Source organism: Sinorhizobium sp. FG01 (genome assembly GCF_002531875.1).
Taxonomy (GTDB): domain Bacteria; phylum Pseudomonadota; class Alphaproteobacteria; order Rhizobiales; family Rhizobiaceae; genus Sinorhizobium; species Sinorhizobium fredii_C.
Map to the genome: position 1 here is coordinate 151,189 of NZ_NWTB01000013.1, position 20,592 is coordinate 171,780.

The following is a 20,592-nucleotide window of genomic DNA, read 5'->3' on the forward strand; positions in this document are numbered from 1 at the left end:
GTCCTGCACTTGCCGCTTGCTTGGGGAGATACTGAGGGCGCGCAGCATTGTTCGGCACATTAGTTCAGGTCCATTAAGTTTTGCTGAATTGGAAATGGGGCAAAGGTGCACGTAATAGTGTAGCAAAACAGGTCAGTCGGGGCGGTCGTTAACCATAATATTCGAAAGGTTGAAATTGGATTTGGCGCACTCGCGGTTCTTGCGCATAATGTTAACGATCTATTAACGGATGAGTCTCGCGTGACCCAAATTCAGATTGCCTTCGACGGCGAAAGCCTTATTACCCCCACCGCCATCACAACCGAACTCTCGACAGCCAAGACGGATCGCCATGACGAGCAGCTCAGAACCGGCGAAGCCGAGGTCGCTCTGGCGCTGATGATTGCCCAGCAGCAGATCGAGCAGCGCCGCGAGCCGCCGTCGATCATTCACCAGCTGATCGGCGCGCTTCACGAGATACGCCGCAAGTCCGATCCGAGCGTCTGGCAGGAGCTGATCCCGATCGTCCAGAACCATCCGGCGGCGAATTACTTCCATGAGGATCCGTTCACGCGCTGGTCCTTCCGCAAACCGCGCGGCTATTCCGGCGACGCGCAGCTGATCGACTTCATCTACGGCCATCCGAGCGTGTCCGAGGAGATCGCCAAGGCCTCTCCGCTTGGGCGCACGCTTTACGAATACACGAAGAATGCGCCGTCCTCGGTAGCCGTCAGGGAACGCCGCGACCTCTTGACCCGGCATGTCGACGCGATCGCCGCCGAAAAGGGGCCCGAGACGGAAATCCTGACGATCGCGGCCGGTCATCTGCGCGAGGCCGATCGCTCGGTGGCGTTGCAGGAGCGGCGGATCAAGCGCTGGATCGCTCTCGATCAGGACCCATTGAGCGTCGGGTCGATGGTTCGCGACTTCAGGGGAACTTGCGTCGAGGCGATCGACGGTTCCGTTCGCGGCCTTCTGACCAGGTCCCAGGAACTGGGCCAGTTCGACTTCATCTACGCCGCCGGCCTCTATGATTACTTGGCGGACAAGGTGGCGGTGAAGCTCACGCAGCGATGCCTCGAAATGCTGAAGCCGGGAGGGATCTTCCTCTTCGCCAATTTCGCGCAGGACATCAGCGACGACGGTTATATGGAGACGTTGATGAACTGGGCGCTGTTGCTGCGCTCGGAAGCGGACATGTGGAGCATTATCAATGCGAGCGTCGACCGCAACGCGATCGACGCGCGGCTGGAATTCGGCGCCAACCGCAACATCGTCTACGGTATCCTGCAGAAGCGTTCCTAATTACAGCGCCGCGCGTCCTATCAGACGCGCAAAGGTCGCTGTAACACCTTGAAAGGCTGCACGTCTTTGTCCTTAAATCGAGATCGATTCAAGGAGACATGAAGTAGGCGACGCCGAGGGCGTTCGCGGGCTTCAGCCCCGTCGCGACCGGCTTTCGTTTCCGTATCCGGCAGGACGCGCAACAGCACGGAAGCCGCCGTCCCGCTCTGTCGAGCGGGACGGCGAAGCTGATTCCAGGCCCGGCCCGTCAGTGTCTCCGTTTCGAGCCGTGGGGGTCGATCCGGATCGGTCTCGCATGCAGATGGGCGAAGACGCCGGCGGGCACGGAAGGCTTGAGGAGTGCGGCCGGAGGCAGGAGCCGAACGGCTATTGCGGGAGCCGCCGGGGTCTCGCGGGAGCGACGGCCCGCCTGCGCTAGTGGCTTCTGCGGCGTCCGCTTGGTTGCCCTCTGCTCTTCCATCGCCGATCGCAACCGCAGGCGCGACACCGCCTCCCGCGATCTGAGCTTGCATCGGAGATGTTCCGGATCGTCGGAAGCGATGCCTTCGAAACTCAGGAAGGTGGCGATGGCAGCGTCTCTCTGGCCTGCGGCCAGCAGACAGACGGCCAGTTTGAACCGGACGAGGCCGAGATGCGCGCTTCGGGCAAGCAGATCCTCGAAGGTTTCGCTCGCCTCATGGTAGCGGGCTTGCGCCATCAGGGCGTCGCCCAGCCGGTGCTGGATCTTGTCCGCCTCCGGCATAGCCGAGAGGAGGCCGCGATAAAGATGTTCCGCTTCGGCGTGGTCTCCCCTTTCGGTGCAGAGCTGTGCCAAGCCGTAGCGGGCATAGACATGCTTGGGGGCTGCATGGATCACCTGCCGATACCCGGTCTCCGCTGCGTCCAGCTTGCCTCGGCTGTGCAGCTCCATGGCGCGCTCGAAGACGAAGTCGATGCTGCGCTGATTGAGACAGTCGCGCAGATTGCGGCCGGTGCGCGTCTTGACGAGGAGGCAGCGGACCGGCTGTTCGCAGACATCGGACCCGTCCTCGCCGCCGCCGCCATCCTCGCGGATAAACTGTTCGTCGGCAAAGGCGTCGAGCAAGCGCTCAGTCCGGTCGGAGGCAAGATCGAGATAGTCGAACCGCAGGCTTGCCCAGTTCTCGCGACGAATGATGCTGGCGGATGCATCCGCCGCCTCGTTCTCGAGGCCCGGCATGCAAAGCAGGCCGGCGCGGCCGGAGCCGTGATTGCCGATCATCAGAATCTCGTCGCAGAACAGGCCGCTCGTCTTGTCGCGGTAGGTTGCCACGCGAAGCGGCAGAAAGGCGCAGTAATCCGCATCGTCGGGTCGCCTTAGCGCCAGGATAAACCACCGCTCCTGCCGGGGCAGGTACTGGCGCAGCCAATCCCAGGAAAGGCAAGGGTGGGAGTCGGGATCGTTGCGATAAAGCTCGTCCCAGGTTTTGCGGATATTCTCAAAATCCTCAATACGCTCAATAATTTCTGTAAACATAGCTCCTCGCAATGAAATAAGTAATGAAAATAAAATGCGACTATGGACTTAAATTATCGAAACATAAGCTAGCAATAAGTGAGAATAGTAGCAATTTGCGAGTTATTTTGCAATGGCTAGGCACGTCAAGAGTGTGGACGACTAAGCAAGAATCCGGCCTCCCCGTCCTATCCGTCGGCCGGCAGGCAAGCCGTCCCTTGACTGCCCACAAATGCGGCCGACCCCGGCCAACGCTCGGTGCGTCAGGGGGTCGGCTTCGTGAGGCTTCGCGGCGACGACGGTGACTGGCTTAAGGCGGCCGGTTCTAGCGCTCCATGAAGGCGCGCGCCATGCTGTCGCGGATCGGCTTCGTCAGGTAGTCGAAGAAGGTCCGCTCGGCCGTCTGGATGAGAATCTCGGCTGGCATGCCGGGCGTCGGGACGAAGCCGGAGACGCGCGAGACTTCGCTCATCGGCAGGCTCACTCTGGCGAGATAGACTTCCTGCATGCCGTTGGTCGCCGGATCGGGCATGGAGTCGGCGGAGACATAGTAGACCTCGCCGTTCAGCACCGGCGTCGTCCGCTGGTTGAGGGCGGTGAGCCTCACGGTCGCCTTCTGGCCGATCTTGACGCTGTCGATCTGGGTGCGCAGCACCTGCGCTTCGATGATAAGCGGCACGTCCGAAGGAAGGATTTCCATGATCGGCTTGCCGGTTTCGACAACGCCGCCGGGCGTGTGATAGTAGAGCCGCACGACCGTGCCGCTAACTGGGGCGTTTATCGTGGCGCGGCGCAACACGCTGGCGGCTCCCGTCAGCTGCTCGCGAACGGAGTCCAGTTCTGCTTCCACCTTCTGGAGCTCTTCCAGGGCCGCTTCACGATAGCTTTCCTCCGTCTGGCGGATCTGCTGCTCCTGCTTTAGGATTTGCGAGCCGGTTTCGGAGATCTCGGAGCGCAGCCTGCCGACCTGCCCCTCGGCGTCGGCAATCGCCCGCTGAATGCTCTTGATCTCCGTCTTTCGGATCAGGTTCTTGTCGAGCAGCGACTTCTTGCCGGCATATTCTTCCTGGAGGAGCGTATGTTGCTGGCGAACCGCCTCGAGTTGCTGCTGGTAACCTTCGGCACGGAACTGAAAACCCTCGATATTCTGTTTGTACAGGCCGATTTCGCTGTCCAGCTTGCTTTTCCAGGCCCGGAAATTGAGCTCCTGGCTTCGAACCATCGGTTCGACTTCGGGATCCTGCAGATGCGGGGCGAGGATTTCCGGCATTTCAATAGTGTCGGCACCCTCCACCTGAGCCATCAGCCTGGCGACGATCGCCTCGAGCCTGGCGCGGCGCAGAAAGAGCTGGCGTTGATTGGCGAGCGCTGCCGTCTCGTCCAACCGCATCAGCGGCTGATCGGCGACGACATGATCCCCCTCGCTGACCAGGATGTCCTCGATGATCCCGCCTTCCAGATGCTGGATGATCTTGTTCTGACCGGTGGCGACGAAACTGCCCTGGGCGATGACGGCGGCGGCGAGCGGCGCGGTGAAGGACCAGAGGCCGAAGCCGCCGAATGTGACCGCCATCAGCGCCAGTCCGGCGATTGTCTGTTTCCAGATCGACCGCGGAACCTCTGCATACCATTCGAGATCGTAAACTTTGACTAGGTCCGTCATGGTTTGCCTACGTGAGCTGGTTGTGGTCGAGCGGGTTGCCTTCGAGGTTCATGCCGCGCGAGGCGAGAGCCTTGAGGACGTCCTGACGCATGCCGAAAAGGGCGACGGTGCCGTTCACCAGGAGCAGGACCTTGTCGACGCTGTTGAGCAGCGCGGGCCGCTGGGTGATGGTGATGACGGTGATTTTCTGCTGCTTGGCATGGGCGAGCGCCCGCGTCAGGGCTGCCTCGCCGGCGCTGTCGAGATTGGAATTCGGCTCGTCCAGCACCACCATGCGCGGGTTGCCGAAGAAAGCCCGGGCCAGCGCAACGCGCTGCTTCTGACCACCGGAGAGCGGTGATCCGTCGGCGGCCACGAAGGTCTCGTAGCCATGCGGCAGCAGGGCGATCATGTCGTGCACGTCGGCGAGCTTGGCGGCCGCATAGATGTCGGCGTCGGTGGCGTCTTCCTGCATGCGGGCGATGTTGGCCTTGATCGTTCCCGGAAACAGCTGAACGTCCTGCGGCAGATAGCCGATGCTTTCGCCGAACTGGCGCTGATCCCAGTTCCGCAAATCCATGAGGTCGAGCCGTACGTTGCCGGATGTCGGCAGGATGGAGCCGACGAGCATCTTGCCGAGCGTCGTCTTGCCGGCTCCGGAACTGCCGATCACGGCAAGCGAGTCGCCCGGATTGAGCGCGAAGGTCACGCCGTTCAGGACCACACGCTTGGTGCCGTTGGGCACGAAGAGCAGCCGTTCGACGTCGAGCCGCCCCTCCGGGCGCGGCAGTTTCAGCCGCTCGAAATTCAGCGGCGAGTTCTGGAGCAGCGAAGAGATACGCCCATAGGCGGCGCGCGACTGGACGACCTGGTTCCAGCCTTCGATCGCTCCTTCAATCGGGCCGAGCGCGCGGCCGGCGACAATCGATGCCGCGATGACCATGCCGCCGGTGAGCGCGCCGTCAAGGGCGAGATGGGCGCCCCAGCCGAGCATCATCACCTGGGTGAGCAGCCGAACGGCCTTGGAAAGCGAGGCAAGGGCGATGTTGCGGTCCTGCGCCAGCACTTGAGCTCGGAGCGACCCTGCCATGTCCTTGCCCCAGATGCGGACCGCCTCCGGGATCATTGCGAGCGCGTTGATGATCTGCGAATTGCGCGACATCGAATCCAGATGGAGGTTGGCTTTGCTCTGGAAGCTGTTGGCTTCGCCGAAGGGAGCGGCCGTCGCCTTCTGATTCAAAATGGTGACGACGAGCAGAAGCAGGGCCGAGGCGATGACGATCGAGCCGAGATGCGGGTGGATCAGGAAGACCGCCAGCACGAAGAACGGCGCGATCGGCGCGTCGAGGAAGGAAAGCAGGGTGCTCGACACGAGGAAGGAGCGAAGCTGCTGCAGGTCGCCCAGTGTCTGATACTCGCGCCCGTTGCTGTGGAGCGAGGCTCGGGCGGCCGCACTGAGGATCGGCGCGCCGAGTTGGGCGGCAACCTCCACCGCCGTCCGCATCAGGATCATGCGGCGAATTCCGTCGAAAACGGCCTGCAGGATGACCGCACCGACGATCAGCGCGGTCAGCATGACCAGCGTGTCGACCGAGCGGCTGGTCAGCACCCGGTCCGAGATCTGAAACAGATAGACGGGAATAGCGAGCACCAGCACGTTGGTGGCGAGGGTGAAAACCATCACGACCATCAGGTTCTGCTTGATCGCCCTTAGACCGGCCTTGAGGCTGGCCGAAAAATCGACCGGCCCGAGACGTTTATGAAAAACGCCGCCGCCTCCGCCACCATTGCCGCCACCGCCCCCTCCGCCGGAGGAGCCTCCCTTGTCGGGGGACTTGGGCTCGGCCTTGATTGGGCCGCGGTCGCCGTCGATCACCACCATACCCGGGATCGAGGTCTTGTCCTTCATTTCGGCCTTGACCTCGACGGTCGGCTTCTCGAAGCGCGGCTCGGGCTTGCGCGCTTCCTGGACGGGCGGACGCTGGCCGGCGACGCCGCCCTGCGGGCCAGGCACGATTTGCGCGACGTTCGCGTTGTCGGCCGTCAACGGGGGCGTCCGTGTCTGTGGCACGACCTCCGGCGCCGCACGCCGTTCGGATACGGGCGGTGCGGCCTTGTTGACATGATTGGTTTCCTGGCTGGTTCTTGCGGCCGCCGCGCCGCGAAGCTGGTCAATCACCTGGTCGAACTCCTTAACAGTGCGATCCAAAATATCTTCCCTGCGGTCTATCCTGCGGAGCAATTGGTGCCCTGCAGCCTCCGCCTTCGGCGTCTGCGGCGAGCTTTGCGCCTCCTCCGCAGCCTCGTTGCCGTTTGTCGTGAAGTGTTTAAAGGACGGATCGCGGTTGTCGGTCATCGTCGCCCCCGCGCTCCGCTCAGGCCAGCATGCTGTGCATGGGATCGGCATTCGTCGTATCGAGCGGAGGCGGCGCGTGATCCGCCGGCTGCGGGCCGGGATCGGGCGCCATCATGTCGGCGCCGAGGAACGCAACCGCTTCGCTTACGAGCGCGTCGGGATCCTGGCCGCCAAGGTAAGGTTCGGTCTTGATCAGCTCGGCCTGGACGAGGATTTCGTCCGAATAGGCGGTGCCCCCCGTATAAATGGTCTGGCCGGCGTCGACGTCGATGATCCCGGCGTAGTTGACCAAGGCGTTCGAACCCGTCGAAATCGTCCAGTCCGCATCCGAATTGGCGACAAGCTTGCTCATGGCGAGCGCAATCTGGTCGCTGTCGCCCAGAATGTTGGTTTGCTTGATGTAGTTGAGGTTGACGAGGTCGCCCGAAATATAAAGCACTCGCAGGCCATCCATGCCGGCGAAAGCGCCATCCTTGAGCACGCCGTCCGGCAGCGATTTTTTCCCGCTTGCAAGATCGCCGAGGGCGTCGAGATAGGAATTCGGCATCGGTTTGACGCTGGACGCGCCACCCGCTTCGACGATCCCCGCTTCGTTCCAGAGCAGGTTGCCGTCGGTGGAGACGGAGCCCTTGCCGCTTGTTCCGAAACCCTCGACTGCTCCGACCAGGTCGTTGTCGAGCAGGATGTTCATCTGCTGGATGATGTTGGCGTCGTAGACACTGCCGCCGATGAAGATGAGATCGTAGTAATGTCCGAGCTCCGCGAGCGAGACGTTGTTGACCGCCGTATTGTCGCCGGTGATGATCGAAGCCATCGAGCCAGCGGACGCCAAAATGGCCGTGTCTTCATCGGTCATCACGGTGAACTGCTCGAACCAGTTCATGATCAAGAGATCGCCCTTGATCTCGGTGATCGCCCAAGCTGTCGGAAAGCCTCCGGCTCCGGCCTGCTCTTCATTGCTCGGCTCCGGATCGAGATGCTTGAACATCGCGATGTTGAAGGCCTCGGTCGGCTTGCCCGGGTCAAGGTTCCAGCCGTTCAGGCTGGGGCTCAGGAGATCGCTGTCAGACACGACGTTGATCTGAACGACTGCATTGAGTTCGACATGGTCACCGGCAACCGCGAGCACATGCGACTGAAGCCAGTTGTTCGTCAGCTCGACGGAATTGACCAGCGTGTTGCCGCCCGCTTCCAGTTCGACCGATGCCTCGATCGTGACCTTGCCTTGGCCTGCCGCGAACTTGCCGCTGGCTTCGGTGGAGGTGGCTGGTTTCTCTTCCGTCGGTTCTTCCGGTGGAGGCAGGTAGTCATCGAGACTCGGCGCTTCCTCGACGAGTTCTCCGTTGACGAAGGTGCCTTCGACGGTTTCGCTTTTCGCGACGACATTGCCTTCCTGCCCGTCCGGTCCCGAGGCGGCGGCATCAAGCTGCTCGGCGGTCGTGCTGATGAAGGTGGCGATTTCCTCCGACGAACCGGGAATCTCCGCATCGCCGAGCGGCGACAACTGCCGCGCCGCCTCGATGAGATCGTTCATCAGGGCGCTGTTGTCCACCTGAAGGGAAAACTTCAGTCCGTGATCGCCAAGGCTGACGAAGTCGTTGTCCGAAAGCCGGATCTGCTGCGATGCGTAGACCGCCACGGAACCGGGCGGATCGATCTGAAATTCGGGTGCGCTCGCGGATGACGCGCTCGAGCTGCCACGGGTGAATAGGTGGGGGTTGTCGATTTCGGCGGCCGGTTGCGCGATCGGTATCTCCGGGGGACGAAGCCCGGGATAGAAGCTCGGGGTCGGCCCGGTCTCCTCCGGCTCGCCCGAACGGTAGGAAATACCCGGGTCGAAATCCTTGAGCTCGTAGGGTGCCTTCACCGCGACCGGCACGGAAGGGAGCTGCGGCGGTTCCTCCTGCGCTTTCTGATGAGCCTTGAATTCTTCATAGGCGTCGCGCAGGCGAATTTCTTCAAGAGCAATGGCGAACAGGCCGACGAAATGGGCGATCGCCTCGGTCGTCTTGTCGAAATACAGGGTCATTGTCAGCCCCCAATTTTTTTATTTCGGTGCTGTTGGACTGCGCGGGGCGAACCCGCGCAGTCCAGTTCAATGCCCGATTGCGAAGTTGCGAACCGGTAGTGTCGCCTCACCGTTATGCGGCGTCTTCGTCTTCGCCAATGGCCGTCGAGCTGTAATTGCCGCCGACGACCGTCATGTCGATGGTGTTGCCCTGCAGGTTGGCACCAAGCACGATCTGCTGGTTGAAGGCGTTGGTGTCGATCACCGCATCGGCCGATGCCGAGGAGATTCCTTCGAGGAAACTATCATCCCCATTGTGGGAACCCCACGTTCCGCCTGAGCCTGCACCGCCGTCGCCGGTCGTAGCGATGCCACCTGCAGCGCCTGCGCCGCCTGCACCGCCTGTGGCTGCACCACCTGCACCGCCGCCAGCAAAGGCATCGCCAGCCCATGCACCCGCGAGAGCAAGGCCGCCATCACCGGCGCCGCCGGTTGCCGCTCCGCCGGTCCCGGCCCCGCCGCCGGCAGCGCCGGTGGATCCGCCGTTTGCAGTGGCACCGCCGCCGCCGCCGCCGCCGCCGCCGTTACCGGCGCCGACACCGGAACCCGTGCCAATGCCAAGGCCTGCACCGAGTGCACCGCCGCCGTCACCGGCATCGTCCGCGCTGCCGCCGTTGGCGTTGCCGGTCTCGCCGACGGCGACGCTGTTGCCGCCGTCGTTGTCGCCGCCGTCGCCGCCGAAGTTCAGGACAGGGATCGCGAAAGCGTCATCGACATCCGAGCCGTCGCCGCCGTCGCCCGCGTCCTCGGCTTCCGCTTCGTCGCTTTCGACGTCACCGGTTTCGCCGCCGTCGCCGGCTTCGTTATCGCCACCTTCACCGCCTTCTGCCGCGCCGACTCCGACGCCGAGACCGAGCCCAAGGCCGAGACCGACGCCTGCACCGCCCGCGCCGCCGGCGCCGCCCGTTGCGATTCCGCCATTAGCGTCGCCGCTGGTGCCACCTGTGCCGACGCCGACGCTTGCAGCGATACCGCCTTCGCCGTCTCCGCCGTCCGCGTCGCCGTCGTTGTCAGCGTCGCCGCCGTCAGCGTCGCCGCCCCCGGCGAAGCCGCCGATCGCGAAGCCACCGTCGCCACCGTCGCCGCCGTCGGCATCGGCATCGTCGCCGCCTTCGCCACCGTCACCGCTGGCGGAAATGCCGTCGTCCGACTTGGCGTAACCGCCATCAGCATCGCCGTTCTGGTAAAGGGTGCCGTCGTTGGAGACGTGGGACAGCTCGTCGTCATCCGACATGATGGCGTTCTGGCTGAAGACGTTACCTACGTCATTGCCGGCGCCGTTGAGCGACTCGTCCAGGATGTCCTTGAAGCTGACGGTCGCCATGCCCTGGATTTCGGAATTGTCGATGTCGACGAAATCGTCATCCGAGGGCTTGTAGCCGTCAAGATCGACGTCCACATCAACTTCGACTTCTGTCTTGCTGTCCACGTCGACGTCAACCTCGGTCTCGTTTTTGTTGACGTTGGCGTTGAGGTTGGCGTTGCCGTTCAGGTTGCCGTTACCGTTCAGGTTGGCATTTCCGTTTCCGTTCAGGTTGCCGTTGCCATTGGCATTGCCGTTCAGGTTGCCGTTGCCGTTCAGGTTGCCATTGCCGTTCAGGTTGCCGTTATAGGATTCGCTGGACTGCTCCTGCTCCTGCTCCTGTTCGGACTCCTGCTCCTGCTCCTGTTCCTGCTCCTGTTCCTGCTCGGACTCCTGCTCCTGATCCTGATCCTGGTATTGATCCTGATCCTGCGATTGGTCTTCCCACGGCCACAAGAAATTCTTGTCCTTACCCATAATGGTCTTCCTCAGTTTGAGGCCGCGACAGCCAAGCCGCCTTTTTCTCTCACGCAGCTAGCGGGTGTGCGGTCCAGGGTTGAAATGAACAAAGCTACTTCAATGAAGAAAATTCGATCTCCGGACGGCCAAGAGCGACCGGGGATCAGGCGTTACAAATATAGTGGTGGATGCCCTCCTCCATGCTGGAGCAACTACTCGGGCCTATCGAAGGGCACCTGCGCATCTGGCGCACTATCGGTCCCAAGGCTCGAGCCTCCCTGCTCGTCGATGCCCGGGCAGTCTGTTGCCAAGTTGAACGAAATGTAAGCTGTCAGTTCGAGCTAGCCCCGTGGGGTAGCTTAGGGCGGCGACGCTCAGTCGAAGGTAGATGGTGCGAAGAAAGAAATTTCGCCGACGGGCCGACGGTAAGAATAGATTTGCAGCTCTACTCCCTTAGGGCTACTTGCAGCGGGCAGGTTTCGGCTCCAAACCTATTCAAAGGGAAACGATGGATTGGAAGCGAGTATGAGCGATGCGGATGGAGGCATTCGGCAACGGCAGGCAGGACCAATGAAGAGATTTCACGAAATCCTTCTTCTGATCGGGCAACTGAACTACACGTGGACGAACACGGAAAGCCTGCTCATCTATCTGATCGCCGGTCTTGCGAACGTGGACAAGGAAACGGCGGTCATTGTTTTCCTGACGCTGAACACGACGCGCGCCCGCATCGAGCTCGTCGAGCGGCTCGCCAAGATGGCCAAGACGCCGGCCGATCGCCGGCAAGAGATATTGGCCGTGACACAGCAGCTCGGGAAACAGGCGAAACTCAGGAACAAGTACAGCCACTGCATCTATTCGTTCGACGAGACCGGGGACCAGGCAAGCACCCAGCTGATGGCCATCTTCGACAGCAAGGAAACCATCAAATACGGCAAGATCGAGCAGATCGACGACGCGGAATTGGCGAGGATCAGCGAGGCCATCGACCATATAATGAAGATCAACAAGGGGATCTGGGATATCGTCGAGCGACATGGCTTTCCGCGATAGCGCGAGGAAGCCATCGGCGTCACGCCCGAGGTCGCGCGCCGTCCGAATGCCGATAACTCCGGCCCACTGCACGCGTCTCCTTAAATCGACTTCGGTTTAAGGACAAAGACATACAGCAATTCAAAGTGCTACAGCGGCCTTTGCGCGTCTGATAAGGCGCGCTGCCCTGCAGTACAGCCGAGCGCGAAAGTCGCGAGGCAATTGTACTTGGTACTGGGTGGAAACCGGAAGGATATGTGAGGAGAGGGAGCCAGCACCGAAACCCTTTCATCTCTTTTAGGATTTTTATGGCGCTGGCTCTTCTTCAATCAGATGAAGGTGATGCCATTCATCTGCGGGTTTCGATGTGTTCTATTTCTTTTTTCAGTATAAATGCGGACAGGGCTTGGGCTCTGTCGTAAATTTCTACGTCAGAATATAAACTGTCATACGCCTTGTCATGCAAACGCAATATAAATACTTCCGAACATACGAAAGACACCATCCGGAACGCATAAAACGCTATGCGATGATTGCAGTGTGATCCGGAATGTGAGGAAGCGATAGATACCAATTATGGTTAGTCTCAGCAGTCGCTCGACGGAGCTGACGCTCTTCGATCCGGCATTGCAGCCGTGGCGGCGAGACCCTCCGGTGGTGGATCAGCTACGGCGGAGAGGGGGCACCGGACCGCCATCTCCGCAATCCCAGGCAGTACTTTCTCCCGTGCGCGTTAAGACAATGTTAATATTGTGAATTCGATACGGCCGCTGCGGCCGGCACGTGGCCGCGCCACGCGCGCCCGCCGGTGCCGATCTTCAGCGTGTGCTTGAGTCTCGGCGGTTGCCCGAGAGGTGCGGGAACCGGCGCAAGGGCCCGCGGATCGCCTGCGTCCCAAGGCTCCGATAACCCTTTCTTGGTATCGCCGTCCATCTGGAACGGGCTAGAACCCGCGGGGCCGCGATCTACATCCTAGGCTTGAATGCCCTCACGGCCCCGCCGGTTGCGCTCCCAGCCCCCTGGGTCCGCCGAACCCCTGAAAAGTAAAGGGTGGGCGAAGCCGGCGGAAAATGCACCGCCGCTTCCCCGCTTGTCCCAGGTATTTGCGTGGATATACCCAAAATTGGTTCGATTTCGGACGGTCTAGATCGTCTCGCCCCACCAATCTAACCCATTTGGGCTGTTTCCCATCGCCCTTATTTACGATACATTAGTCATTACGAATTCTACCGCTGTGGGAATTCGCTTTTTAATCGAATAAATTTTTTAATCACAGGCGTTCTTCAAGAGGGGCTTCACACCCATAAGAATTCAGGGAACGCCCAAGGAGGGATAAATGTATCGTGAGAGTTCTACCCTGAGTAATTTTGAAGACAGCAACAAGGTTTTAGCAAAGAAGAACAAGATTGTAATGCTCGCCAAGGCGGATTTGCTCGCCGAATGCCTGACGCAAGCTATTAGCGGCCGCTTTCAAGGCCATGATGTAGTAAGCCTGTCGGAAGCCGACAGTCTGCTCGATGGTAATCTCGTCGATGTTGCCCTGGTTATGCTCTACCGCATGCCGGCAAGTACTTTCCCATCGATCATCAGAATGATCCATGAATTCCACCCCAAGGCTTCGATCGGAGTGGTGGTGGAGAATGCCGACGAGCTCGACACGTCGATCGCTGGTTTTGTCGACGAGGGCCTCATCCATGGCGTGCTGCCCTTGAACCTGCATCTCGATGTCTGCCTGACTGCCATCGATCTGCTCATGAAGGGTGGCGAGCATTTTCCCGCGGCGCTGCTCCGGCGCCTGGCGCCTCGGAGTTTCGCGGCGGGCGGCTCGCCTGTCCAAAGGCAATCCGTCGTCGAAGAGGCCGACCCGGAGCGGCGGGGTGAGAACGGCAGGGGCGTGCTGACGACCCGGGAGATCCAGATTCTCGATCTGATCTGCATGGGAACGCAGAACAAGATCATTGCCGACCGGCTCGGGCTCTCGGAAAACACCGTCAAGGTGCACGTGCGCAATATCTACAAGAAGATGAACGTGCGCAATCGCACCGAAGCGGCGTCACGCTATTTCCGGCACGAGGGCGATCTGGGCGCGCCGCGGCGCCGCTGGTCCAACTGAGGGAGCGAACTACAGAGCCGTGCGTCTTATCAGATGCACAATTGACACGGTGGCACTTAGAATTGCCTGCATGTTTTTGTCCTCAAATCGACTTCGAGCGAGGACAAACGCAGTAGAGTTCGCGCTGCGCGCCCGACGGGTGCGCGCAGCGCTTCTTTGCGCGTTGATAGACGCGGCGCCTCAGAACGGCTCCGCCTCTATTCGGCCGCGGCCGGCGGCCTATTCAGCGCACCCCGGCGGATCTGGTCGGCTTCGATCGACTCGAACAGCGCCCGGAAATTGCCCTCGCCAAAGCCTTCGTCTCCCTTGCGCTGGATGAACTCGAAGAAGATCGGCCCGATGACCGTTTTCGAGAAGATCTGCAGGAGGATCTTCGTCATGCCGCCATCCACGACGCCTTCGCCGTCGATCAGTATGCCGTGCTTCTTCATGCGCTCGATCGGCTCGTCATGGCCGTGGACGCGCTCGTGCGACATCTCGTAATAGGTGTCCGGCGGCCCGGGCATGAATTTGAGACCGTTCTCGGCCAGCCTGTCGGTCGCGTCATAGATCGCTTCGGTGCCGACGGCGATGTGCTGGATGCCTTCGCCCTTGTACTTCTTCAGATATTCTTCGATCTGGCTGGTGTCGTCCTTCGATTCGTTCAGGGGAATGCGGATCTTGCCGCAAGGCGAGGTGATCGCCCGGCTCAACAGTCCGGTGATGCGGCCGTCGATGTCGAAGAAATGAATCTGCTTGAAGTTGAACAGCTCGCGATAAAAGGCCCACCACTTGTCCATGTTACCGCGGTAGACATTGTGGGTCAGGTGATCGAGATAGTAGAAGCCGACGCCGGCCGGCTTCGGATTGCGCTCGCCGAGCCACTCGAACTCGGCATCGTAGGCGGAACGCCTGTCCCCATAGGTCTCGACGAAATAGAGAAGCGAGCCGCCGATGCCGACGATCGCCGGCACGTCGAGGCTCTTGTCGTCGCCGGCATAGGGTTCGGCGCCCTTGCCAACGGCGTGCTCGAAGGCATGTTTCGCATCGACGACGCGCCAGGCCATCGATGGGGCGCAAGGCCCGTGCTTGTCGACGAAGCGCATCGCATGCGAGCCCGGTTCGGCATTCAGGATGTAATTGATGTCGCCCTGCCGCCAGACAGTGATGTTCTTCTTCCTATGCTTGGCAACCGGCGTATAGCCCATGCGACGGAAGAGCTCCTCCAGCTTCCTCGGTTCGGGATGGGCGAATTCGACGAACTCGAAGCCATCTGTTCCGGCAGGGTTGTCGGCCGATATGGTTGCAGGCGGTGCATCATGTGGAAACGGGCCCATCGAAACTCTCCTCTCACGCTTCAAAACTTCGTTGGAGTATGGCGCAGATCCGATGCATGATGCTTGTATTCTTGCGCAATTTCGCCAAGATCATGCATGACTTGTGCGGTGAATGGCGTAGGTGTGCATGAATGGAGCAGCTTGATGGATTCGATCTCAAGATCCTCGGCGAATTGCAGCGCGACGGGCATCTGACGAACAATGAACTCTCCGAACGCATAGCGCTCTCGCCGTCGCAATGCTCTCGGCGGCGCTCGCGGCTCGAGGCGGAAGGCTTCATCACCGGCTACCAAGCGCAGATCGACAGGCAGAAGCTCGGGCTCGACTTGATGGTGGTCATCTCGGTCACGCTCGCCACCCATAACCGCGACAATGCCAAGCGCTTCGCCAAGCTCGTCTCCGGCCTGCCCGAGGTGCTGGAGGCCTATGCGCTCACCGGCGAGATGGACTACCACCTGCGCGTCGTGACACCCGACCTTGCCGGCCTTTCGCGCTTCGTCAACGACGTGCTGCTGCCGCATGACAGCGTCCAACATGTGAAGACCTCGATCGTCTTGGAGACGCTGAAGAGTTTCGAGGGCCTCCCGATCCCCGAACGCATGAAGACTTAGCCGAGGCGACCGCTGTTCTTCATCGCCCGCTCCACCGCCCGCAAGCCCGCTGAAAGCGCCTCCATATTTTCCGCCCCGAGAATCGACAGCAATTCGGACTGATAGGCGCTCGCGAGCGCCGTCAGTTCCCGATAGGCCTGCTCGCCCGCGGGCGTCAGCGCCAGGTGCTCGAACCGCCGGTCGCGGCCGTCCTCCTCGCGCTTGAGCCAGCGGCGCTGCTCGAGGCCGAAGACGGCGCGGCTGACCTTGGTCTTGTGCATCGCCGAGTGGGCGCCGATCTCGGTCGCGGTCATCGGGCGTTCCGAGCTGCCGAGGGCGGCCAGCGCTCGCCATTCGGGACGGGTCAACTGGTAGCGCGCCTTGTACTGGGCGGCAAAGCGCAGCGCCACGAATTCTGCCGCCCGGTTCAGCCGGTAGGGGAGGAAGGTCTCCAGTTCGAACCCCTTCGTCTCCATCGCCTTCCTCCTTGATAGTTACAAAATCAATAGTTACGCTTGTAACTAATAAGCCGATCAAAAGAGGAGATGCAAGCCATGTTGGGCAAGGCGGAGGAGCGGCGCGGAGCCGTCGTGGGCGAGGAACAGTCGCTTACTTACATGCCCGGTTTCGGCAACGACTTCGAAACCGAAAGCCTGCCCGGCGCCCTGCCGCAGGGGCAGAACAGCCCGCAGAGATGCAACTACGGCCTCTATGCCGAACAGCTCTCCGGCTCGCCCTTCACGGCGCCGCGCGGCACCAACGAGCGCTCCTGGCTCTACCGGATCCGCCCGAGCGTCCGCCACACCGGCCGCTTCGCGAGGCTCGACTATCCGCACTGGAAAACGGCACCGCATCTCGGCGAACAGTCGCTGGCGCTCGGGCAATTGCGCTGGGACCCTTTGCCCACCCCGTCCGGTGACGTGAACTTCCTTCAGGGTATCCGCACCATGACGACGGCGGGCGACGTACTCACTCAGGTCGGCATGGCGGCGCATGCCTATGTCTTCAATGCCGACATGGTCGATGACTATTTCTTCAACGCCGACGGCGAGCTGCTGATCGTCCCGGAAACGGGTGCGATCCAGGTCTTTACCGAGCTTGGGAAGATGGATGTGGCGCCGTCGGAAATCTGCCTGGTCCCGCGCGGCATGATGTTCAAGGTCACTCGTCTTGGGGACGAAGAGGCCTGGCGCGGCTATATCTGCGAGAATTACGGCGCCAAGTTCACGCTGCCGGACCGCGGACCGATCGGCGCCAACTGCCTTGCCAATCCGCGCGATTTCAAGACGCCGGTCGCGGCCTATGAGGACAGGGAGGCGCCTTGCCGGGTGCAGGTGAAGTGGTGCGGCTCCTTCCACGTGGTCGAGATCGGCCATTCTCCCCTCGACGTCGTCGCCTGGCACGGCAACTATGCACCCTACAAATACGACCTCAAGACTTTCTCGCCGGTCGGAGCGATCCTGTTCGATCATCCTGATCCGTCGATCTTCACGGTGCTGACGGCGCCGTCCGGCGAGGAGGGGACTGCCAATGTCGACTTCGTCCTCTTCCCGCCGCGCTGGCTGGTCGCCGAGCACACCTTCCGGCCGCCCTGGTACCACCGCAACATCATGAGCGAGTTCATGGGGCTGATCTACGGGCGCTACGATGCCAAGGAGGAGGGCTTCGTGCCCGGCGGCATGAGTTTGCACAACATGATGCTGGCGCACGGGCCGGACGCATCCGGCTTCGAAAAGGCGACGAACAGCGAGTTGAAACCGGTGAAGCTCGACAATACCATGGCCTTCATGTTCGAGACCCGTTTCCCGCAGCAACTGACCCGCTTCGCCGCCGAACTGGAAACGCTGCAGGAGAATTACATCGACTGCTGGGCCGACCTCAAAAAGCGCTTCAACGGGACGCCGGAGGGCGATTGGTCTTGAGTGCACGCCTTGTCTTGCTCGGCAGTAAGGGCGGCCCGGCGATCCGGCCAGGCGGCCCCTGGCCGACATCGTCGCTGCTCGAGATCGCAGGCCGCACGATCGTGGTCGACTGCGGGCTCGGCGTCACCCGTGGGCTGACCGATGCCGGCGTGCCGCTCAAGGCGCTGGACCTGATCATCGTCACCCACCTGCATTCGGACCACGTCCTGGAACTGGGGCCGCTGATCCACACCGCCTGGACTGCGGGGCTCGCGCATCCCGTGTGCGTCTTCGGACCGGCCGGCACACGCGCCTACTGGCAGGGCTTCCTTCAGTCGATGGCCTTCGACGTCGACATCCGCATCGTCGACGAGGGCAGGCCGGATCTCAGGTCGCTTGTTGAGGTCACCGAATTCTTCGAAGGTGAAGTCTTCTCGGAGAATGGTCTCACCGTGTCGGCGCTGCGCGTCGACCACCCGCCGGTCACCGACTGTTTCGCTCTGCGCTTCGATCATCCGGAGGGCACGGTGGTGTTCTCCTCCGACACGGCCTACTTCCCGCCGCTTGCGGATTTTGCAAGCGGCGCCGACATTCTCGTCCACGAAGCGATGCTCGCTGCAGGGGTCGATCGTCTGGTGGCGCGCACCGGAAATGGCGCGCGGTTGAAGGAGCATCTGCTGGCGAGCCACACATTCGCCGAGCAGGCGGGCGCGATCGCAGAGACCGCCGGCGTCGGCCGGCTCGTGCTTCATCACCTAATTCCGGCCGATGATCCGGAGATCTCGCAGGCCGACTGGATCGCGGCGGCGCGCAAAAGCTGGCCGGGCGCCTTGACGATCGCGTCCGACGGCCTTGTTGTGGAGATTGCGGACGATTCGTCCGGGTAGAGGGAGGACTGCATGAAACTGGCGACGCTGAAAGACTCCACACGTGACGGCAAGCTTGTGGTCGTTTCCCGCGATCTCACGCGCTGCTCGGAAGTCGGGCACATCGCCCGCACGCTGCAGGCGGCGCTGGATGATTGGGCGCATGCGGGGCCGCGGCTGGCGCGCGTCGCCCAGGGGATCGAGACCGGCTCGCAGCCGACAATGCGTTTCCATGAGCACGATGCCGCTTCGCCCTTGCCGCGGGCCTTCCACTGGGCCGACGGCTCGGCCTATGTCAATCACGTCGAGCTCGTCAGAAAGGCGCGCGATGCCGAGATGCCGGCGAGCTTCTGGAACGATCCGCTGATCTACCAGGGCGGCTCCGACAGCTTCCTCGGGCCCCGCGACCCGATCCTGATGGCCGACGAGGCCTGGGGCATCGACATGGAGGGCGAGGTGGCGGTGATCGTCGATGACGTGCCGATGGGCGCGACGCTCGAGGAGGCACGCGCGGCGATCCGCCTCGTCATGCTCGTCAACGACGTGTCGCTGCGCGGGCTAATCCCCGCGGAACTCGCCAAGGGTTTCGGCTTCTACCAGTCGAAACCGTCTTCCGCCTTCTCGCCGGTCGCCGTGACGCCCGATGAATTGGGCGATGCCTGGGACGGCGGCAAGCTGCACCTGCCGCTTCGCATCGACTTGAACGGCAAGCCCTTCGGCCGCGCCAATGCGGGGATCGACATGACTTTCGATTTTCCGCAACTGATTGTGCATGCGGCCCGCACACGGCCGCTCTCTGCCGGCACCATCATCGGCTCGGGGACGGTTTCGAACAAGCTCGACGACGGAGCGGGCAAGCCGGTTTCGGAGGGCGGCGTCGGCTATTCCTGCATCGCGGAGCTGCGCATGATCGAAACGATCGAGAGCGGCGCGCCGAAAACGTCCTTCCTGAAATTCGGCGATATCGTCCGGATCGAAATGAAGGATGGCGCCGGCCATTCGATCTTCGGTGCCATCGAGCAGAAGGTGGCAAGTTACGAGCGCGGATGATGGAGAGCGTGACGAACGAAACTGTTCTCTACGACTATTGGCGCTCGTCGGCGAGCTACCGGGTGCGAATCGCCCTCAATCTCATCGGTGAAGATTACCGCTCCGTCCCTGTCGATCTTCTCGCCCGGGCGCATCGAGCACCCGAGCATCTTGCCCGCAATCCCCAGGGGCTGGTGCCGGTCCTCGACATCGACGGCGAGCGCCTCACCCAGTCGCTCGCCATTGTCGAATATCTCGCCGAAACGAGGGCGGCCGGCCTTCTTCTTCCTGCCGATGCAAAGGGGCGCCAGCGGGTCCGGGCGCTCTCCTACGCCATCGCGATGGATATTCACCCTGTCTGCAATCTCGGAGTCGTTGCGCATGTGATGGCGGGTGCGGCGGATGGCGAGGCGGTACGCCTCGCCTGGATGCAGAAGTTCATCGGCGAGGGCATTGCCGCTTTCGAGCGGCTGCTCGATCATCCCTCGACCGGCAGCTTCTGCCACGGCGATAGTCCGAGCCTGGCGGATATCTGCCTCGTGCCGCAGCTCTATAACGCGCGCCGCTGGCAGGTCGACCTTTCCCGCTGCCCCCGGATCGCGGCCATCGATGCGCGCTGCGCCGAGATCGACGCCTTCGCCAGAGCGCATCCGGACCGGGCGAAGCCGTAGGCCCTCAAATCACCACTTCCGGCTGGCTCCACCGTGGCCCGTTCGGTCCATCCGATGTCGCGAATGGATCGGCAGGTCTCACGTGGCCACGGTAGGTTTCCCGTGACTGCCCGTGTAAGGGGCGCGGAAACCTCAAGAACGAGAGACCCATCGATGAAAAGCTATGTGCTGACCGTCACTTGCAAATCCACCCGCGGCATCGTTGCTGCCGTCACCGGCTATCTCGCGGAGAAAGGCTGCTACATCAGCGACAGCTCGCAATTCGACGATCTCGAGACGGGTCTGTTCTTCATGCGCCTCACCTTCATCAGTCAGGAGGGCGCCAAGCTCGAGGAACTGCGCGAAGGCTTCGCTCCCGTCATCAAGCAGTTCGGCATGGCGATGGAGATCCGCGATTCCGAAGAGCGGATGAAGGTGCTGCTGATGGTGTCGCGTTTCGGCCATTGCCTGAACGACCTGCTCTACCGCTGGAAGATCGGCGCGCTGCC

15 protein-coding genes and 1 pseudogene are annotated in these 20,592 nt (G+C 61.7%); 9 read left to right on the forward strand and 7 right to left on the reverse strand.

The features are described 5' to 3' along the window. Nucleotides 1–240 precede the first annotated feature (240 nt). Complete coding sequence (locus CO656_RS22030; protein ID WP_097527142.1) at nucleotides 241–1,284, forward strand: class I SAM-dependent methyltransferase; 1,044 nt, start codon at nucleotides 241–243, stop codon at nucleotides 1,282–1,284. Between the two features lie 247 nt (nucleotides 1,285–1,531). Here the strand turns inward: CO656_RS22030 and CO656_RS22035 are convergent, their stop codons facing one another. The 5 genes from CO656_RS22035 to CO656_RS22055 form a co-directional block, all read right to left on the reverse strand. Continuing rightward, on the reverse strand, nucleotides 1,532–2,779 hold the full coding sequence (locus CO656_RS22035; RefSeq protein ID WP_097527143.1) for a tetratricopeptide repeat protein: 1,248 nt from the start codon (nucleotides 2,777–2,779) through the stop codon (nucleotides 1,532–1,534). 304 nt (nucleotides 2,780–3,083) lie between these two features. Then, nucleotides 3,084–4,421, reverse strand: coding sequence for an HlyD family type I secretion periplasmic adaptor subunit (locus tag CO656_RS22040; protein ID WP_037425741.1), 1,338 nt, complete (start codon nucleotides 4,419–4,421; stop codon nucleotides 3,084–3,086). 7 nt (nucleotides 4,422–4,428) lie between these two features. Then, complete coding sequence (locus CO656_RS22045; RefSeq protein ID WP_037425738.1) at nucleotides 4,429–6,756, reverse strand: type I secretion system permease/ATPase; 2,328 nt, start codon at nucleotides 6,754–6,756, stop codon at nucleotides 4,429–4,431. 19 nt (nucleotides 6,757–6,775) lie between these two features. Then, nucleotides 6,776–8,785 (reverse strand): hypothetical protein, encoded by a 2,010-nt coding sequence (locus CO656_RS22050; protein ID WP_037425736.1) that lies wholly within the window; start codon nucleotides 8,783–8,785, stop codon nucleotides 6,776–6,778. 112 nt (nucleotides 8,786–8,897) lie between these two features. Then, on the reverse strand, nucleotides 8,898–10,604 hold the full coding sequence (locus CO656_RS22055; protein WP_097527144.1) for a hypothetical protein: 1,707 nt from the start codon (nucleotides 10,602–10,604) through the stop codon (nucleotides 8,898–8,900). A gap of 507 nt (nucleotides 10,605–11,111) precedes the next feature. Here CO656_RS22055 and CO656_RS22060 point away from each other — a divergent pair. Together CO656_RS22060 and CO656_RS22070 are read left to right on the forward strand one after the other, a co-directional pair. Continuing rightward, a complete protein-coding gene (locus CO656_RS22060; protein WP_037425727.1) occupies nucleotides 11,112–11,639 on the forward strand; it encodes a hypothetical protein in 528 nt (175 codons plus the stop codon). 1,315 nt (nucleotides 11,640–12,954) lie between these two features. Further along, nucleotides 12,955–13,731, forward strand: coding sequence for a response regulator transcription factor (locus tag CO656_RS22070; protein ID WP_037425724.1), 777 nt, complete (start codon nucleotides 12,955–12,957; stop codon nucleotides 13,729–13,731). Nucleotides 13,732–13,928: 197 nt separating this feature from the next. On the opposite strand, the gene hppD is transcribed toward CO656_RS22070, so the two are convergent. Then, a complete protein-coding gene (hppD, locus tag CO656_RS22075) occupies nucleotides 13,929–15,047 on the reverse strand; it encodes a 4-hydroxyphenylpyruvate dioxygenase (protein ID WP_097527145.1) in 1,119 nt (372 codons plus the stop codon). A gap of 131 nt (nucleotides 15,048–15,178) precedes the next feature. Here hppD and CO656_RS22080 point away from each other — a divergent pair, with 131 nt between their 5' ends. Continuing rightward, nucleotides 15,179–15,658, forward strand: a complete 480-nt coding sequence (locus CO656_RS22080) for an Lrp/AsnC family transcriptional regulator (protein ID WP_037425718.1) — start codon at nucleotides 15,179–15,181, stop codon at nucleotides 15,656–15,658. Here CO656_RS22080 and CO656_RS22085 read toward each other — a convergent pair. Next, a complete protein-coding gene (locus CO656_RS22085) occupies nucleotides 15,655–16,113 on the reverse strand; it encodes a MarR family winged helix-turn-helix transcriptional regulator (protein ID WP_037425715.1) in 459 nt (152 codons plus the stop codon). The genes CO656_RS22080 and CO656_RS22085 overlap by 4 nt on opposite strands. Before the next feature lie 78 nt (nucleotides 16,114–16,191). On the opposite strand from CO656_RS22085, the gene hmgA reads away from it, so the two are divergent. The 5 genes and pseudogenes from hmgA to purU all read left to right on the forward strand — a co-directional run. Beyond that, complete coding sequence (hmgA, locus tag CO656_RS22090) at nucleotides 16,192–17,559, forward strand: homogentisate 1,2-dioxygenase (protein ID WP_097527146.1); 1,368 nt, start codon at nucleotides 16,192–16,194, stop codon at nucleotides 17,557–17,559. Continuing rightward, nucleotides 17,556–18,425 (forward strand): MBL fold metallo-hydrolase, encoded by an 870-nt coding sequence (locus CO656_RS22095; RefSeq protein ID WP_097527147.1) that lies wholly within the window; start codon nucleotides 17,556–17,558, stop codon nucleotides 18,423–18,425. Before hmgA ends, CO656_RS22095 begins: the two co-directional genes overlap by 4 nt. Nucleotides 18,426–18,437: 12 nt before the next feature. Continuing rightward, the gene (locus tag CO656_RS22100; RefSeq protein ID WP_097527148.1) at nucleotides 18,438–19,454 is read left to right on the forward strand and encodes a fumarylacetoacetate hydrolase family protein; all 1,017 of its coding nucleotides are present in this window, start codon (nucleotides 18,438–18,440) and stop codon (nucleotides 19,452–19,454) included. Further along, nucleotides 19,454–20,104, forward strand: a complete 651-nt coding sequence (gene maiA / locus CO656_RS22105; RefSeq protein ID WP_097527149.1) for a maleylacetoacetate isomerase — start codon at nucleotides 19,454–19,456, stop codon at nucleotides 20,102–20,104. Before CO656_RS22100 ends, maiA begins: the two co-directional genes overlap by 1 nt. A gap of 153 nt (nucleotides 20,105–20,257) precedes the next feature. Then, a pseudogene (gene purU, locus CO656_RS22110) lies at nucleotides 20,258–20,592 on the forward strand (formyltetrahydrofolate deformylase); the annotation flags it as partial.

Excerpts from the sequence above, each read along its gene's own strand:
- CO656_RS22035 (WP_097527143.1), bottom strand. The coding sequence starts at position 2,779 with ATGTTTACAGAAATTATTGAGCGTATTGAGGATTTTGAGAATATCCGC.
- CO656_RS22040 (WP_037425741.1), bottom strand. The coding sequence starts at position 4,421 with ATGACGGACCTAGTCAAAGTTTACGATCTCGAATGGTATGCAGAGGTT.
- CO656_RS22045 (WP_037425738.1), bottom strand. The coding sequence starts at position 6,756 with ATGACCGACAACCGCGATCCGTCCTTTAAACACTTCACGACAAACGGC.
- CO656_RS22050 (WP_037425736.1), bottom strand. The coding sequence starts at position 8,785 with ATGACCCTGTATTTCGACAAGACGACCGAGGCGATCGCCCATTTCGTC.
- CO656_RS22055 (WP_097527144.1), bottom strand. The coding sequence starts at position 10,604 with ATGGGTAAGGACAAGAATTTCTTGTGGCCGTGGGAAGACCAATCGCAG.
- CO656_RS22060 (WP_037425727.1), top strand. The coding sequence starts at position 11,112 with ATGAGCGATGCGGATGGAGGCATTCGGCAACGGCAGGCAGGACCAATG.
- CO656_RS22070 (WP_037425724.1), top strand. The coding sequence starts at position 12,955 with ATGTATCGTGAGAGTTCTACCCTGAGTAATTTTGAAGACAGCAACAAG.
- hppD (WP_097527145.1), bottom strand. The coding sequence starts at position 15,047 with ATGGGCCCGTTTCCACATGATGCACCGCCTGCAACCATATCGGCCGAC.
- CO656_RS22080 (WP_037425718.1), top strand. The coding sequence starts at position 15,179 with ATGGAGCAGCTTGATGGATTCGATCTCAAGATCCTCGGCGAATTGCAG.
- CO656_RS22085 (WP_037425715.1), bottom strand. The coding sequence starts at position 16,113 with ATGGAGACGAAGGGGTTCGAACTGGAGACCTTCCTCCCCTACCGGCTG.
- hmgA (WP_097527146.1), top strand. The coding sequence starts at position 16,192 with ATGTTGGGCAAGGCGGAGGAGCGGCGCGGAGCCGTCGTGGGCGAGGAA.
- CO656_RS22100 (WP_097527148.1), top strand. The coding sequence starts at position 18,438 with ATGAAACTGGCGACGCTGAAAGACTCCACACGTGACGGCAAGCTTGTG.
- maiA (WP_097527149.1), top strand. The coding sequence starts at position 19,454 with ATGGAGAGCGTGACGAACGAAACTGTTCTCTACGACTATTGGCGCTCG.